At 70.5% G+C, this 14,883-nt stretch carries 12 protein-coding genes and 2 pseudogenes; 4 read left to right on the top strand and 10 right to left on the bottom strand.

The annotated features are described in order from the left end of the window. Positions 1-88 precede the first annotated feature (88 nt). The 4 genes from ACIBK6_RS06110 to ACIBK6_RS06095 form a co-directional block, all read right to left on the bottom strand. Positions 89-754, bottom strand: a complete 666-nt coding sequence (locus ACIBK6_RS06110) for a response regulator (RefSeq protein WP_399049157.1) — start codon at positions 752-754, stop codon at positions 89-91. A 154-nt stretch (positions 755-908) separates the two neighbouring features. Further along, positions 909-2,078, bottom strand: coding sequence for a sensor histidine kinase (locus tag ACIBK6_RS06105; RefSeq protein WP_399049155.1), 1,170 nt, complete (start codon positions 2,076-2,078; stop codon positions 909-911). Between the two features lie 106 nt (positions 2,079-2,184). Next, entirely contained in the window at positions 2,185-3,435 is a 1,251-nt protein-coding gene (locus ACIBK6_RS06100) for a peptidoglycan-binding protein (RefSeq protein ID WP_399049153.1), read from the bottom strand. A 117-nt stretch (positions 3,436-3,552) separates the two neighbouring features. Next, entirely contained in the window at positions 3,553-4,689 is a 1,137-nt protein-coding gene (locus ACIBK6_RS06095) for an SPFH domain-containing protein (protein WP_399049151.1), read from the bottom strand. Here ACIBK6_RS06095 and ACIBK6_RS06090 point away from each other — a divergent pair. Then, complete coding sequence (locus tag ACIBK6_RS06090; RefSeq protein ID WP_399049150.1) at positions 4,672-5,286, top strand: SsgA family sporulation/cell division regulator; 615 nt, start codon at positions 4,672-4,674, stop codon at positions 5,284-5,286. The two genes, ACIBK6_RS06095 and ACIBK6_RS06090, sit on opposite strands and share 18 nt — an antisense overlap. Before the next feature lie 19 nt (positions 5,287-5,305). Here the strand turns inward: ACIBK6_RS06090 and ACIBK6_RS06085 are convergent, their stop codons facing one another. Together ACIBK6_RS06085 and ACIBK6_RS06080 are read right to left on the bottom strand one after the other, a co-directional pair. After that, the gene (locus ACIBK6_RS06085) at positions 5,306-6,175 is read right to left on the bottom strand and encodes a DUF3152 domain-containing protein (RefSeq protein ID WP_399049148.1); all 870 of its coding nucleotides are present in this window, start codon (positions 6,173-6,175) and stop codon (positions 5,306-5,308) included. 55 nt (positions 6,176-6,230) lie between these two features. Further along, the gene (locus ACIBK6_RS06080; RefSeq protein ID WP_399049147.1) at positions 6,231-7,184 is read right to left on the bottom strand and encodes a hypothetical protein; all 954 of its coding nucleotides are present in this window, start codon (positions 7,182-7,184) and stop codon (positions 6,231-6,233) included. Positions 7,185-7,743: 559 nt separating this feature from the next. Between ACIBK6_RS06080 and ACIBK6_RS06075 the strand changes: the two genes are divergently transcribed. Beyond that, entirely contained in the window at positions 7,744-8,658 is a 915-nt protein-coding gene (locus ACIBK6_RS06075) for an L-tyrosine 3-hydroxylase (RefSeq protein ID WP_399049145.1), read from the top strand. A gap of 329 nt (positions 8,659-8,987) precedes the next feature. On the opposite strand, the pseudogene ACIBK6_RS06070 reads toward ACIBK6_RS06075, so the two are convergent. The 4 genes and pseudogenes from ACIBK6_RS06070 to ACIBK6_RS06055 all read right to left on the bottom strand — a co-directional run. Then, a pseudogene (locus ACIBK6_RS06070) lies at positions 8,988-9,164 on the bottom strand (cytochrome P450); the annotation flags it as partial. An 88-nt stretch (positions 9,165-9,252) separates the two neighbouring features. After that, positions 9,253-10,464 (bottom strand): annotated as a pseudogene (locus ACIBK6_RS06065) (RNA-guided endonuclease InsQ/TnpB family protein). A 137-nt stretch (positions 10,465-10,601) separates the two neighbouring features. Further along, positions 10,602-11,087 (bottom strand): DUF1992 domain-containing protein, encoded by a 486-nt coding sequence (locus tag ACIBK6_RS06060; RefSeq protein WP_399049144.1) that lies wholly within the window; start codon positions 11,085-11,087, stop codon positions 10,602-10,604. Between the two features lie 125 nt (positions 11,088-11,212). Beyond that, positions 11,213-11,809 carry a DUF3152 domain-containing protein gene (locus tag ACIBK6_RS06055; protein WP_399049142.1) on the bottom strand — a complete coding sequence of 199 codons (597 nt, stop codon included), beginning with the start codon at positions 11,807-11,809 and terminating at the stop codon, positions 11,213-11,215. A gap of 959 nt (positions 11,810-12,768) precedes the next feature. Between ACIBK6_RS06055 and ACIBK6_RS06050 the strand changes: the two genes are divergently transcribed. Next, complete coding sequence (locus ACIBK6_RS06050) at positions 12,769-12,972, top strand: cold-shock protein (protein ID WP_031141049.1); 204 nt, start codon at positions 12,769-12,771, stop codon at positions 12,970-12,972. Between the two features lie 313 nt (positions 12,973-13,285). Further along, positions 13,286-14,821: a DEAD/DEAH box helicase gene (locus ACIBK6_RS06045; RefSeq protein WP_399049141.1), complete on the top strand. Its 1,536-nt coding sequence runs from the start codon at positions 13,286-13,288 to the stop codon at positions 14,819-14,821. The last annotated feature ends 62 nt before the right edge of the window (positions 14,822-14,883 follow it).

Here is a 14,883-nt window from a genome sequence, read left to right as displayed (position 1 = left end):
GTTCTTACGTAGTCCGGAAGTTGATCGGGCGGCGGCGGAAGGCGACGACCGTGCGGCTGAAAGTCATCGCCTTGCGGTGCGGCTCGGCTCACCCCTCTTCGAGGAGCCCCGCCCGGTGGGCCAGGATCGCGGCCTGGGTGCGGTTGTCGACCTTCAGGGTGGCAAGGAGGCGCGACACGTACGCCTTGACCGTGCCCTCCGTCAGATACATCCGCCGGGCGATCTCCGCGTTGGACATGCCGCTCCCGAGGTGGCACAGGATTTCGCGCTGCTGGTCGTCGAGTGCGTCCACGCGGCGGCGCTGCTCCAGCGGGATCCGTGACTCCGCGGTGTCCCGCGCACGGGACGCCTCCAGGAGGCGGGCGGCCGACGCCGAGGCGAGCACCGTGCCGCCGGAAGCGACCAGCCGCACGGCGCCGACGACCTGCTCGGGCGGGGCGTCCTTGAGCAGATAGCCGGCGGCGCCCGCCTGCAGGGCCTCGACCACGCCCTCCTCGGTGTCGAAGGTGGTCAGCACCAGGACGGCGGGAGGGTTCGGGAGGGCAAGCAGCAGCTTGGTCGCGGTGATGCCGTCCATGCCCGGCATCCGCAGATCCGTCAGGACGAGGTCGGGCGCCAGTTCGCGGGTGAGGGTGAGGGCCGCCGTGCCGTCGCACGCCTCCCCGACGACAACGATGTCATCCGTCGCGTCGAGCAGCATGCGCAGCCCGAATCGTACGAGTGGCTCGTCGTCCGTCACGAGCACACGGATCATGACTTACTCCCTTGATCTGCACCCGGCCGGAGCGTGGGTCCGCTGCCGCTCGGCCTTACCGGAGGATCGCATGAAGCCTGTTGACGAAAGTGAACGGGCGAATTGCCCGAAGTCGGTCGCAGTCCCAGTCGCGGCCGTGCCCGCCGAGTCGGCGTCATGGCTGCGGGCAAGGAACGTTGAGCGGAACCGAGATCGACACCTGCCACCCGCCGTCCCGCGTCTGCCCGGCGTGGAAGTCCCCGCTGAGCAGGGACACCCGCTCGCGCAGCCCCATCATGCCGAAGCCGCCGCCCCCGACCGCGGCGCCACGCACCTTGGAAGGGTGTACGGGTGCGTTGCGTACGCGTACTTCGAGCGCTCCGTCGGTCACCGCGACCCGCACCTCGGCCTCCGCCCCGGGCGCGTGCTTCACGGCGTTCGTGAGGGCCTCCTGGACGGTGCGGTAGGCCGTGAGCGCGATCTCCGGTGGCACGGGTCCGGCCGCCTCGCAGGCGAAGGCGACGTCCAGGCCCGAGGTCCGGGCCTCCGTCACCAGCGCGTCCAGGTCCGCCAGGCAGTGCCCGGCGATCACCGAGTCGCCGCCGTCCCGCAGTGCGCCGAGGACTTGGCGCAGGTCGCGCATGGCAGCGCGTGCGGTGTCGCCGACAGCCCTGGCCAGCTGCCTGCTCTCGGGCTTCACCCCTGGGACGAATTCGATCGCCCCGGCGTGCATGGCGATGATCGCGATGCGGTGGCCCAGGACGTCGTGCATCTCGCGGGCGAGGCGGACCCGTTCCTCCGCCCGGGTCTGGGCGACCCGGCGCTCGCGCTCATCGCGCAGGGCCGTGATGCTCCGCTCGTACGCCGTCGCCACCAGGCCGAAGACCACCGGGAGCAGCACGTAGACGACCGCGATCAGGAAGTCTTCGAGCAAGGAGTCGCCGAGGTGGCCGGGCAGCAGCACCATCAGCGGCACGAAGGCCGCACAGCAGAACGCGATGACGGCCGGGCGGTGGCGGCGCTGGTAGCGGGCCAGGCCGTAGAGCGCGAAGAAGACGGGGAGGCGGGCGCCGGTGAGGGCCAGGCCCGCCATGGTCAGCAGGGCGACCGGCAGCGGCGCCTGCCGCCGCCACAGGAACCCCGCCGTGATCACGGCCGCGATCGCCAGGCTCGGCAGCACGCCGGGCACCAGGCCCGCCGTCGTCTTGAAGGCGCTGTGCACCGCCCCGACGGCGACGAGCCCGACGATCAGCAGGTCGGCGCGCATCCACCGGGTCCGTCCCGCCGGCGCCATGAGCGTGAAGTACCAGCGCTCGAAGGCGTCCGGATGGGAGGAAACGGTCACTGAGATCCTTGATCAAAACTGAATATTCGCCCTAATAGCGACATACCTTATGCGAGTGCCCCATATCTGGCAGTGACCGGAGTCTCAGGCACATAGCACCCCCCCGTCACGAGAACAGCAGCCGCCAGGTGTGCGCGCCCGGGTATCCGTCCGCCTCGGAACCGCTCCACCCCTGGGCCCGCTGGAACGCCTCCACCGCGCTGCGGTCGGCCTCGCTCCAGGTCGGCCCCGGACCCTCGGTGTACGACTGGCCGAAGCCCTTCTTCACCAGCCGCTCCCCGAGCAGCGTCACGTGGCGGTTGCTCGCGCCCGGAGCGAAGTACCGGGCGCCGGGGAAGTCCGCGGCAGCGGCGCCGCCGGTGCCGACGTCCTGGCCGCCGCCCTCGACGAGCAGCCGCCAGGTCCCGGACCCGGGGATGCCGTCGGCGTCCGCCCCCGACCAGCCCTGCGCCTGCTGGAAGGCGCGGGTCGCGGCGGCATCGGCCGCGCCCCAGCGCGAGTCGGGACCCTGCGTGTAGAACCGGCCGGCCCCGCGGCCCACGAGCATGGTGCCAAGCCGGGTGACGTGCGCGTTGTCCGCGCCGGGACCAAAGCGGCCCGCGCCCGGGAAGGCGTCGCCGGTCTGGTCCTGGGATCCGCCGCCCGTCTCGTCCTGGGAACCGCCGCCGCTCTGAAGCCCCTTGTAGCGGTAGGGCACGTACGAGGAGCCGTTCGAGCTGTACGCGTACGGGATCGTCCGCTTGACCGCACCGTAGCTCGGGGTCTCCTCCATCACCTCGTACCGCGTGTGCTCGGCGTTGGCCCAGCCCGCGAAGAGCACCACGTGCGAACCCCGCTCCGGGTTGTCGTCGTTGTGGCGCAGCAGCATGTCGCCGGGCTGCAACTCCTCCTTGGTGATGCGCACCCCGTACTCGTGCAGGTCGCCGGTCCAGTGGCTGTCGCCGAGCGCCCAGGCCATCGAGACGAAGCCGGAGCAGTCGGTGCGGTAGCCCTGGTGGAACGCGTTCATGCTGTACGGGATCCCGGCGTCGACCCACGCCTGGGCCCGAGCGAGGATCTGGGCCCGGGTCACGTCCTGCTGGGCGCGGGCGGGGGCCCAGGATTCCTCGGACCCGGCCGCGCCGCCGCGCGCGTCGGCGGCCACCGGGCGGGCCTCGGCGGCCTGGGCGTGAGCCGCCCCCGCGCCCGCGAACGCGACACCCGCAAGCACGGTCACCGTCGCCAAGCGGGTCGTACGGGAACGGGCGGAACGGCGGCCGGTCGGCCGCGGCAGCGGCTGTCTGCGGGCGGCTGCTGTGCAGCCGGAGCAGTCGCAGTCGGCGGGGGCGGACAGTTCACGGAACGCGGGCAGTGACATGGGTGGTCACCCTCTTCTCAGGATCGACAACCCTGTCGATCCTGAGTCCGGGGACCGGGCCGAACGTCGACTCGGACGCCGCCGAAGGTGAACTCCCTTTGCCTCAGCCCCTTCTGATCAGGGCGGGCTCGGCGGCTCCTTGGCCAGGAGCGGCGCGGAGCCCCGGGCCGCGTAGAACGCCACCGCCAGGTCGCAGACCAACTTGCCGCGCTGGCGGTCGTCGAGGTGCACCATGTTCCGGTCCGCCAAGCGCTCGACGGTGTCGTGGACGGTGTCCACCAGGTTGTCCGCCACGGCCTCCCGCAGGCGCGCATCCAGCGAGAAGATCTGCTGGCGTCGCATGGCGGCGGCCATGTCGGGCGCGTAGTCGATCCGCGACGGCTGTACGGAGTAGACGTCGAGTCCCACCGCGCGGCAGTCGGCGGCCACCGCCGTGGTGAGCCGGGCGGAGAGCCACTCGCTGTCGCGCAGCGACGGCTCGCCGGCGCCGAACGCGTGGCACGGCATGGTCGCCAGGACCTTGACGACGGCCGCCTCCACCACAGCGGTGAGGTACGTCTCGTGGTCCGCCACACCGAAGACCGCACGCGCGGTGTCCCGGACCTGCCAGACGACCAGGATCGCCGCGCTCAGCTCGATGCCGTCGCCGTCCACGGCCCGGATCCCCTCGGTGCGCCAGTGCCGCAGGCGTACGTCGACCCGGCGACGGCGCAGCCACGGCGGCACCCAGACGAGCCCCGTCCCGCGGTACGTACCCCGGTAGCCGCGGCGTCGTCTGAGAACCGTGGCCGTACCGTCCCCACCCCAGGTCAGCCCCAGGGTGGCGAAGCAGGCGAAGGCCAGGCAGAGCGAGGCTCCGGCCCGCAGCGCCGAGGTCGCGGCCGATGAACTCGCCGCGCCCGTACGGCTGTTGAGCCCCGGCACGTACCACTCCGAGGACAGCACGCCCAGCCAGAGGCAGCCGAGCGTCGCCAGCACCGCCGAGGCGACCGCGAGCCACCCGGGGGCCACCCGGGCCGCGCGCTCGCGCAGGTGCGGAGGGCGGGGCGAACGGACCCCCGGCCGGGCATCGTCGCGGGGCGGGGAAGCCACCGCGCCGGGGACTCCCGAACCGGCGGCAGGGCGGCGGCCGATCACGGGTATCTCCTGCGTCCGGTCCGCCCCGAGGTCCGGACCACGCTCACCCCCGACGTTCTGCTCGGGGCGTTCGTGCATCGCGTCCCGTTCCGGAAACCCATGGCTCTGTTGTCTCATCTCTCCTGCAATCTCCGACGGACGGACAACCATTCGGCAATTACCGAGCGGTCGCCGCCGTTTCACGAAAGTTCACTCTTGCCCGGAAAAGGAAGCCAATGTGCACTGATCGCGCAGCAGCGACAGGAATTCGATCTAGCCTTCTCGCAGTTGAATTCCATCCGCATCGCACAGCAGCCGGAGAAACCCGAAGTGCAATCAATCATCGCGAGCAGAGTATTCATGCTACTGGAGAGCGGCCGGGAAAAGGAGCCCGTGATCGCCCTGCTGTATTATCGGCGCAGCCGCCCTTTCGAAATCACCATCACATTCCGCCCGCTCGACGGAACCACCGTCACCTGGACCTTCGCCCGCGATCTACTCATGGAGGGCCGCTACACATTTACCGGTGAGGGCGATGTGCAGATATGGACGCTGAGCCACAGTGACGGCCCCCGTACCTACATCAGCCTCTTCTCGGACTCGGGCCACGCACTGCTCTCGGCGTGCGTCGACGACATCGACAGCTGGTGCCAGGAGATGAGGGCACTCGTTCCGGTCGGCTCCGAGCACGAGCAATTCGACATCGACGCCGAACTCAAACCCCTGTTGTGGTAAACGCAGGGCGCCCGGCCCGTCACGGATACGGCCACGGATTCGGCAGGCAGGTGGCCGTGCCGGTGGTCAGGGTCTTGGTCTGCTGCATCATCACGGGTGCGGGCGCCCCGTCGCGGTCACAGGTTTCGTGCGCATGGCCGATCCGGTGCCCGACCTCGTGGTTCACCAGCATCTGCCGGTAGGCGAGCATGTCGTCCCGGTACGTCGGCGCCCCCTGCGCCCACCGGTAGGCGTTGATCATCACCCGCTCCGTGCCGTACGCGTCGCAGGAAACCATCTGCTCCGCCGTGTCGAGGCCCGCCTTGGCACACCACTCGTTGACCGTCCCGGGACTTGCGAGGGTGACGACGAAATCGGCGTCCCCGCTCGGTATTCGCTCGAAGGACAGGACACCTTCATGGGCCCAGCCGCGCGGGTCGTTGAGGGTCTGCTGGACGAATGACGCGAAGAGGGCCGGGGCAAAGCCCAGCTCCGCGAGTCCGTTCTCGACATCCACGCGGTAGCGCAGCGTCCGCCCCGCCCCGTCCTTCCTCTCCGGCACCTCGTGGCCGTCCACCGTCGTCAACGCGGCCCGCAGGGCCAGCTGCGGATCTGCCGGGAACCGGAGCGCCAGGCCGTCGTCCGGAGGACTGGAAGCGGGCGCGGCGGACTCCTGCGGGGCGGCCGGTGGGCTGGAAGCGGGCGCGGCGGACTCCTGCGGGGCGGGCGGTGGGCTGGAAGCGGGCGCGGCCGACGGCTGCGGGGCGGCCGGTGGCGCCTGGAGGGCGGGCGGACCGTTGCGTACGGACTCCTCGGCCTGGTGCCACGGCCCCCACGCGGCCCACGCAAGCAGCACCGCCGAGACCGCCGCCGCGCCGAGCTGCTGCAACCCGGTCGACCGGCGCCGCATCCGGGACCATCCGGACCTTCGCCCGCCACCACGCGAACTCCGGCCCCAGGACCGGCTATTCCTGTTCATCGCCCCACCCGGAACCCGCAGTCCGCGTCGGCAGGGCGGCCACCGGCCCGGTGACCGCGTCGATGAGGCGCCGATAGCCGAGGTGGCTCTGGCGTACCTGGATCAGTGCCGTGCGGTACGCCTCGGTCACCCGATCGTCCCGCGCAACCAGCTTGCGCACTTCGTCCCCGACCCGGTCGAGGGGACGCAGCGCCACCATCTGTGCGTCGGACAGATGCCGCCGCGGCCGCTGCCCGTACCACGCGCCCCCGCCGATCGACGGGATCCCCAGCAGTGCGTCCACCCCCTGCTGGCCCGGGGTGAAGAGACGGGGTGGAATGCCGTACGGGGCGAGGGGCGCGTCCGCGGCCAGAGTCCGCGCGGCTTGCTGGCTCGCAGCCGAGGCCGGCCGGTAGGGAAAGGCCGCCAGCCGGCCGGCAAGCAGATCCTGCACAGCTGTCTGTATCTGGGTGATGCGGTTGAGGGCACGCACCACCGGCCACGGCTTCAGGACCGACTGGGCCAGCAGGTGGCTCTCCCACAGGATCGGGGCGGTGAGCCCGTCGATCCGGGCCGCCGTCGCAAGCAGCAGGTCGAGGCGGCTGGGCTGCTCCACATCCGACCACCGCAGCACCGGCCGCCAGCCGTCCTCCGGTACGACCTCGGGGCTGTGATTGCCGCCGGCCAGCAGCGAGACCGCGCCGAACTCACCCGTCCCCAGCCGGTTCGCCACCGCCCTCCAGACGAGGGCGAAACGATCCGGTACCGAAGTCGCGGGTCCGCCTCCCCCCGACAGGACCTCGCACCAGCCGCATGTGACGCTGATCGCCGCGAGCCGGAGCCCCACGGCGTCCGCCTGGCGGCCGGTGAGCAGGAAGGCGCTCGGCACCCATCCGGCGAGCGGCACGTTCCAGCCCTTCTCGACGACCGCGCGCGCCTCCTCGACACTCCCCGCCCGCATCGTTTCCCGCGCGATGCAGTCGAGCGGCCGCCATGCGGCACTCAGATGGCGAGGGGGAACCGTCGGAGGCAACAAGGGGCGCAGCGACGAGAGGCTGAGGGAATGAGGCGATGACATGTGTCCTCCGGGAATGGACGGCCCGGCCCGAGTTCCCACTCCCACCCGACGGCCGTCACCTTGCTTGCTGCCCGGCGATGCTATGGACGCGCATCGGCCCGTTCGGCAAGAAATGCCCGTCAATTCGTCGGCAGATCAACAACGTTGGTCTCGCACACAACTGCCGATCGCGAATTGTGCCGTGTACGCGGTTCCCGAAGGCGTCCCGTCGAGCACGCGGTCCGCGGTGCGGCTTCGCCGCGTCCCGACCGGTCAACGTTCGGCGGGGCGGGAATCCCCGAAGGGAAGTGGCATCGCCCCGTACTCTCCGTCGGGCCGCAGGGTGCGACTCCAATCGCCCCGCCAAAGCGCCGGACCACTGCCTCCTCTGCCCCTTCTCTCCGTCTCCCCGATCGAGCCGGAATGCGAGGGCGCCCTTGCTCACACAGGAAAGCGAACTGTCATGACCGTCATCTCCCTCGCCGAAGACGCCCGTACCGATCAGGGCTGCGACTTCGGCACCTATCCGTATGCCCTGGAGTCACTGGTGCTGCCGTACCCCGGCACCAGGACGCGGGGCAGGGCCAAGCGTGCCCGGGCGCCCCACGCCGACGTCCTGCGCGAGACCGCGTTCAGCCGCCCGCTTCCGCCGCCGGTGACCCCGGAGGAGTTGTACTGGTTCCGCTGGATCACCGGCCACCAAGCCGTGTTCGCCCTGTGGCAGTTGATCGACGACGAACTCGAACTCGTCCTCAAAGACGGCGTGGAGAGTGCGGCGGCCCGGGCGACGAGCCTGATCCACGCCTACTCCGTGCTGCTCGTCTACACCGGCTCGCCCACCCGCGAGCTCTACGAGCGGCTCATCCGGCCCGCGATGATGCTCCAGCACCGTTCGTTCAGCGGGCGCTGGGCACGCGACTACGCCGCGATCCCGCCACAGCTGCGCTCACTGCGCGCACGGTATCGGCAGGCCGAAGCGCCCGAGGCCATAGCGGAGTTGAACCGCGCCGGAAAGTTCAACCATCAGGTGCACATGGCCATCGCGGCCAAGCTGATCCCGGACGGCGACTCCCTGCTGCGCGCCGGCGACGGGGCGGCCGCGCTCGGCGCCCCCACGGAGGAGACCTCGCGGCTCTACGACGCGTTCTTCGCCACACACCGCGCGCTCAGGACCCGCCCGGAGGTGATCGCCCAGCTGATACGCAGGCTCCGGGTCATCCTCCTCGACCTGCACAGCAACGGCCTGTACCCCGCGGTGTCCTCCAGCGCCGCCGAGTGCCCCGTGGAACTGCGCGAGGGTGACCTCGCGTGCTTCACGAACGGAGCGGCCCCACTCCTGGTCGAGGCCGGCCGAACCCTCGACTCCCTTTGCCATTGATCCGGTGCCGCCGGATCACCTCCAGCCGTGATCGCGGCCATACCCGCGGTCTGGAACGTGTTCCGGCCGGTGGAGGCGGGCTCGTACTCCGTGCCGCGGCTGTCGAAGAGGCGCGCCAGTCGGCGCCTTCCGGTGACGTCACCACAGGACCGGAAGCCTTTCGGGGACCCGCTTGATGTTGCCCGTGCGCCAGACCAACTGGTCGACGGGCAGGGCGAGACGCAGCCGCTGGAGGCGTTCGAGGAGGACGGTGAGGCTTCCGCGGCATGGACGCGGGAGATGGCGGAGGCAGGGCAGAAGTGGCGGCCCGCCCCGAACGACAGGTGCGCGTTGGGCGAGCGGTCGAGGTCGAACCGCTCGGGATCCGGGAACTGTTCGGGGTCGAAGTTCGCACCCTCGACGCAGACCAGCACCAGCTCTCCGGCCCGCACCAGGACCTCACCGACCCGCACGTCGGCGCGGGCGATCCGGGGCAGTCCGTCGCCGATCGACAGCGTGCACCGCATCAGCTCCTCCACCGCGCGCGGCATCGCCTCGGGCCGCTTCCGCAGGTGGTCCGTGACTCCTCCCCCTCCTGAAGGAGGGGGCTTCTCGCTATGCCTGGGCTTTGCGACGGACCAGCCCGGCCCGTAGAACGTTGAGTGCGCCCACTGTGTCCGCGTGTGCGGTGTGGCCGCACGAGACGCAGTGGAACTTCTCCTGTGTGGGCCGGCTCTCCCCCGAGACGTGCCCGCATTCCGGGCAGGTCCGGGAGGTGTTGCGGGGGTCCACGGCGATCACTTCCCTACCGGCGCTTTCAGCCTTGCTGGTGAGGATCGTGAGGAACACCCCCATCCGGCATCGTTGATCGACTTGTTCAGCCCGGCCTTCGCCGCCGCGCCGTTGGGAAGAAACGCGCCTGGCGTCTCGGGGTCCGGCTTCGCGGCGGGGGCCTTGTTCATGTTGCGGATCTTGAGGTCTTCGTGCGCGATGACGTCGTGCTGGCGCACGAGGTCAAGAGCGGTCTTGTGCGCGTGGTCCAGGCGCTGGCGGCGCACCTTGCGGTGCAGGTCGGCAACCCTGTCAACGGCCCGCCGGTGGTTGGCGGTGCGCTTGTCCCGACGCACGCGGGGGAACCGGGCGAGGTCCTGCTGTGCGGCTGCGAGCTTCGCGGCGGCCCTCCGGCCGTGGCGGGGGTTGGGCACGAAGGCGCCGTTGGAGTCGGCGAGGAAGTTGGCTATGCCCACGTCGACGCCGACCACACTGCCGGTCGGCGGCAGCGGCTCGGGCTGTTCCTGCTCGGCGGTGACGACGACGTACCAGCGCTTGCCCTTCGCGCTTGACGGAGACGGTCTTGACCTTTCCGACCACCGGCTGGTGCTGGTTGACCTTGACGTGCCCGACACCCTGGAAGCGGACACGGGTCACGGGGTCGTGCGGGGTGGCATCCCACCGGCAGCCGTCCCCGTCCTTCGGGAAGTCCACCGTGTCGAACCACATCGCACCCCGAAAACGCGGATAGCCGGGCGTCTCCCCGGACTTGACCCGCCGGAAGAACGCGGCGAACGCCTTGTCCAACCGGCGCAAGGTCGCCTGCTGAGAGGAGAACAACCAGCGGCCCTGCCGCTCCGGATCGAACGCCCGGATCTCCTTGAGCTGCGCCGACTGCACCCCGTACGTGACGCTGGTCTTCGAGACGTGCCGGTAGGCGTCCCGTCGTTCCTGCAACGCCCCGTTGTAGAGCGAGCAGTGATCCCGCAACATCTCGCCCAGCGCGACCTGCTGGCCCACGGTGGGCCGCATGAGGAACGTGTACGCACGGATCACCCGGCCCACCCCCCTTCGGTCAAGGTGCGATCAACATAGCGGAGGCCACTGACAACGCAGCGAACTCCGGCACTTCGCGCCTTAGGGCCAAGGATGCATCTCCCTCCCCGGCTGAAGCCGGGGATACCCACGCAAGATCAAGAATGGCGCCGGCGCCGAAGAGTGAGGTGGAAAAGCCGTCCCATCCAGCCACTCCTCGGCTCCGGCTTCGGCTCGCCCCGGGCGGGCCTCCGCTTCCGGTCGTCCCGGCCGTGGGCCCTGCGCCACTCCCGTAGGAACTCGTCGATGTCGATCTCTTTGCGGCCCAGCGGCGGCCCCGGCGGCGGCATCCGCAGATTGGCCGCGATCTTCTCGTTGACCGGCTCCAGGATCTCCCGCACCACCCGCTCGGACGGCGCCCCGGCCGCCTCCGCCAGCGCGTCCTCGGCCTCTTTCCGCAGCCCCACGGATCCGGACGGAACCACAGAGAGACCCTCGCGGGCCATCTTCTGCTTCATCCACCACATCTCGTCGTACGGCGCCTGCTCATCGGGCAGCGGCTCACCGATGCCAGGAAGGTCGGTGAACTCACCGCGTTCCTGAGCCTCCCGGATCTGCCGGTCGATCCAGGACTCAAAGCTCATCCCCGAAGGCTTCCGCCGAGTCATGAGCCCATTTTCCCATGCCACGTACTTCAGGGCCCGAGGGCAGCACGGCCGCCCGGCCCCGACGGCACCACGGTCGCCCGCCCCGCCACGGGTGCGGCCGTTCAGGGACGCGGCCACGGATTCGGCAGGCAGGTGTCCGTGCCGGTGGTCAGGGACTTGGTCTGCTGCATCATCACGGGTGCGGGCGCGCCGTTCTCCTCACAGTCGACGTGGTCGTGGCCGAGCCGGTGCCCGACCTCGTGGTTCACCAGCATCTGCCGGTAGCCGAGCATGTCGTCCCCGTAGGTGGGCGCCCCCTGAGCCCAGCGGTACGCGTTGATCATCACGCGCTCCGTGCCGTACGCGTCGCAGGACACCGTCTCCCTTGAGGTATCAAGGCCGGACTTCGCACACCACGCGTTCACCGTCCCCGTACTGGCAAGGGTGATGACGAAATCGGCGTCCCCGCCCGGGACCCGCTCGAAGGGCAGGGCACCTTCATGGGGCCAGCCGCGCGGGTCGTTCAGGGTCCGCTGGACGAACGTCGCGAAGAGAAGCGGGTCGAAGCCCAGCTCGGCGAGCCCGTTCTCGACGTCCACCCGGTACCGCAGCGTCCCGCCCGCCCCACTCCCCTCCGGGGGAGCCTCGTGCCCGTCCACCGCCGTGAATTCGCCGCCCAGGAGGAGCTGTTGCTCCGCCGGGAACCTGCGGGCCAGCACCTCCTCAGCAGAGCTGGACGCGGAACCGGACGCGGCGGCCGACTCAGGCGACGACCGGGAGGCCGGTGGGCCATGGAGGGCATGAGGGGCGTTGTGGACGGGCTCATGCGCGGGGCGTCCCACCCCCCACACGACCAGCCCCAGCAGAACCGCGGAGACCGCCACCGTGGCGAGTAGCAGGAGCCCCCTCCAGCGCTGCCGCAGCCACGACCAACGGGAACTCCGCGGGGCGCCACCCGAAGGGCAACTCCCGTACTGACTAGGCCTGTTCATCGCACCACCCAACGCCGGCCGGCCGCTTGGGCAGCGCGGCCGCGGACCCCGTGACCGCGTCGATGAGGCGCCGGCAGGCGAGGGGCCGGTCGCGGCGACGAGAGGCTGAGGGACTGAGCCGATGACATAGATCCTCCGGGACGCGACGGCCCGGCCCGGGTTCCCACTCCCGCCCGCTGGCCGTCTCCTTGCTTGCTGACCGACTCCTTGCTTGCTGCCCGGCGATGCTATGGACGTGAATCGGTACATCCAGCAATAAAACGCCGTCAACTGGGCGGCGGATCCCCAACCTTGGTCACCGGACGGGTATCCGGACGTCGATGGGAGCCCGTGCGGCACTCAGCCGCAGGCCCAGGAGCGGCCTGCCGGGCGGGGCCGCAGGGAGGCCTCGCCGCCCATATCTGTGGTCGCGAAGAGAGAAATCGGCATAAGGCGCCGTGAGGGTTTTTCATGTGACGGGCACGTGACGGGCGGAGTGGAATTATTTACCGGGCCCCGGCGACCATGGCATGCTACTGTCGATATCAGTTGCAGTTGTGGTTCCCAAAACTTCAAGTGCCCTCGCCCGCCATCCGTGCCGGTGAGCGCACTTTTGTATGTCCGGGCATGCTCCGGCGGGGTAATCATCGCAGTGACGCGGAGTTCGCACGGTGCGGGCTCCGGGAAATGCCCCGAAGGAGATTGACATGGCTGCTGGTACCGTGAAGTGGTTCAACGCGGAAAAGGGCTTCGGCTTCATCGAGCAGGACGGTGGCGGTCCTGACGTGTTCGCCCACTACTCGAACATCGCCGCCCAGGGCTTCCGCGAGCTGCAGGAAGGCCAGAAGGTGAACTTCGACATCGCGCAGGGCCAGAAGGGCCCGACGGCCGAGAACATCGTTCCCGCCTGACGCGGACACGCACTTCGCAGCTGACGCGTACGTCATACCTGACGCACGTCACAGCTGACACGCACGTCGCAGCTGGGGCCCGCACCGTGGGGTGCGGGCCCCAGCTCGTTGCGTTTCAGGGCATACGCTTTTCAGCGACTCAGCGACGCGCCCCCCGAACGTTTCAGCGACGCGCCCCGAACATTTCATCGCGGCCCAGTTCGCTTTCGCGGCCCGATCCGCTTTCGCATCCGCTCGGCTCGTTCTCGCGATTCCCTGTGCCATTCGCTTTCCGGGAATTCCTTGATACGTGCCGCATCAAGGAAGGTTCCCCGTGAACCGCACCCGTACGAACGACCGCTTCTCCCGTAGCCGTGCTGGAAGTACCGGAAGTTCCGGCGCCCCCAGGGGCGGCGGCCGCTTCGGCGGACCGGCCTCCTCCGGCCGCTCCGGCTCCGCGGGCCGCTCCGGTGGCTACGGCCGGCGGCCCTCGGCGCCGCAGGGGGAGTTCGCGCTGCCGGTGACGACCACCCCCGCGCTCCCCGCCGTCGAGGCGTTCGCCGATCTCGCCCTGCCCGACCAGCTGCTGGCCGCGCTCGGCCGGGAGGGCGTGACCGTGCCGTTCCCGATCCAGGGCGCGACACTGCCGAACTCCCTCGCGGGCCGGGACGTCCTGGGCCGCGGCCGTACCGGCTCCGGCAAGACCCTCGCCTTCGGCCTCGCGCTGCTCGCCCGCACGGCCGGACAGCGGGCCGAGCCCCGCCAGCCCCTGGCGCTGGTGCTCGTCCCCACCCGCGAGCTCGCCCAGCAGGTCACCGCCGCGCTCATGCCGTACGCCCGCTCCGTGCGGCTGCGCCTGGCCACGGTGGTCGGCGGCATGTCGATCGGCAAGCAGTCCGGTGCGCTGCGCGCCGGCGTGGAGATCGTCGTCGCGACCCCGGGCCGCCTCAAGGACCTCATCGACCGGGGCGACTGCCGCCTTGACGAGGTCGGCATCACCGTCCTGGACGAGGCCGACCAGATGGCCGACATGGGGTTCATGCCGCAGGTGACCGCGCTGCTCGACCAGGTGCGTCCCGAGGGGCAGCGGATGCTGTTCTCGGCGACCCTGGACCGCAATGTCGACCTGCTTGTCCGCCGCTATCTGGCCGATCCGGTGGTGCACTCCGTCGACCCGTCGGCGGGCGCGGTCACCACGATGGAGCACCACGTGCTCCACGTGCACGGCGCCGACAAGAACCGGGCGACCACCGAGATCGCGGCCCGCGACGGCCGGGTGATCATGTTCCTGGACACCAAGCACGCCGTCGACCGGCTGACCGAGCACCTGCTCAACAGCGGCGTCCGGGCCGCCGCGCTGCACGGCGGCAAGTCCCAGCCGCAGCGCACCCGGACCCTGGCCCAGTTCAAGACCGGTCATGTGACGGTCCTCGTCGCCACCAACGTCGCCGCCCGCGGCATCCACGTCGACAACCTCGACCTGGTCGTCAACGTGGACCCGCCCAGCGACCACAAGGACTACCTGCACCGCGGCGGCCGCACCGCCCGCGCCGGCGAGTCCGGCAGCGTCGTCACCCTGGTCCTGCCCAACCAGCGCCGCGAGATGAGCCGCCTGATGGCCACCGCCGGCATCGTCCCGCAGACCACCCAAGTACGGTCCGGTGACGCCGAGTTGAACCGCATCACGGGCGCCCAGGCGCCGTCCGGTATCCCGGTCACCATCAGCGTGCCGGTGGTGGAACGCCCCCGGCGCACCGCCTCCGCCGCGTCCCGCGGGCGCCGCGGCCGTACGGACCGGGACCGGCGCACCGGCCAGTCGCCGCGCGGCACCGCCCAGCGGCCGTCCGGCACCGACAACGCCGCGGCGTAGGGCGGTTCGCGTACGCTCAGCAGTTCGCGTACTCGGTCGGACGCCGACCCGTCGCCCCCCAT

The organism is Streptomyces sp. NPDC050485, from assembly GCF_044458185.1.
GTDB lineage: Bacteria > Actinomycetota > Actinomycetes > Streptomycetales > Streptomycetaceae > Streptomyces.
The sequence above is the reverse complement of the archived record's forward strand: the minus strand, read 5'-3'. Positions and strand labels throughout refer to the sequence as shown.

Excerpts from the sequence above, each read along its gene's own strand:
- ACIBK6_RS06110 (WP_399049157.1), bottom strand. The coding sequence starts at position 754 with ATGATCCGTGTGCTCGTGACGGACGACGAGCCACTCGTACGATTCGGG.
- ACIBK6_RS06100 (WP_399049153.1), bottom strand. The coding sequence starts at position 3,435 with ATGTCACTGCCCGCGTTCCGTGAACTGTCCGCCCCCGCCGACTGCGAC.
- ACIBK6_RS06090 (WP_399049150.1), top strand. The coding sequence starts at position 4,672 with ATGGCTCTGTTGTCTCATCTCTCCTGCAATCTCCGACGGACGGACAAC.
- ACIBK6_RS06095 (WP_399049151.1), bottom strand. The coding sequence starts at position 4,689 with ATGAGACAACAGAGCCATGGGTTTCCGGAACGGGACGCGATGCACGAA.
- ACIBK6_RS06085 (WP_399049148.1), bottom strand. The coding sequence starts at position 6,175 with ATGCGGCGCCGGTCGACCGGGTTGCAGCAGCTCGGCGCGGCGGCGGTC.
- ACIBK6_RS06080 (WP_399049147.1), bottom strand. The coding sequence starts at position 7,184 with ATGCGGGCGGGGAGTGTCGAGGAGGCGCGCGCGGTCGTCGAGAAGGGC.
- ACIBK6_RS06075 (WP_399049145.1), top strand. The coding sequence starts at position 7,744 with ATGACCGTCATCTCCCTCGCCGAAGACGCCCGTACCGATCAGGGCTGC.
- ACIBK6_RS06060 (WP_399049144.1), bottom strand. The coding sequence starts at position 11,087 with ATGAGCTTTGAGTCCTGGATCGACCGGCAGATCCGGGAGGCTCAGGAA.
- ACIBK6_RS06050 (WP_031141049.1), top strand. The coding sequence starts at position 12,769 with ATGGCTGCTGGTACCGTGAAGTGGTTCAACGCGGAAAAGGGCTTCGGC.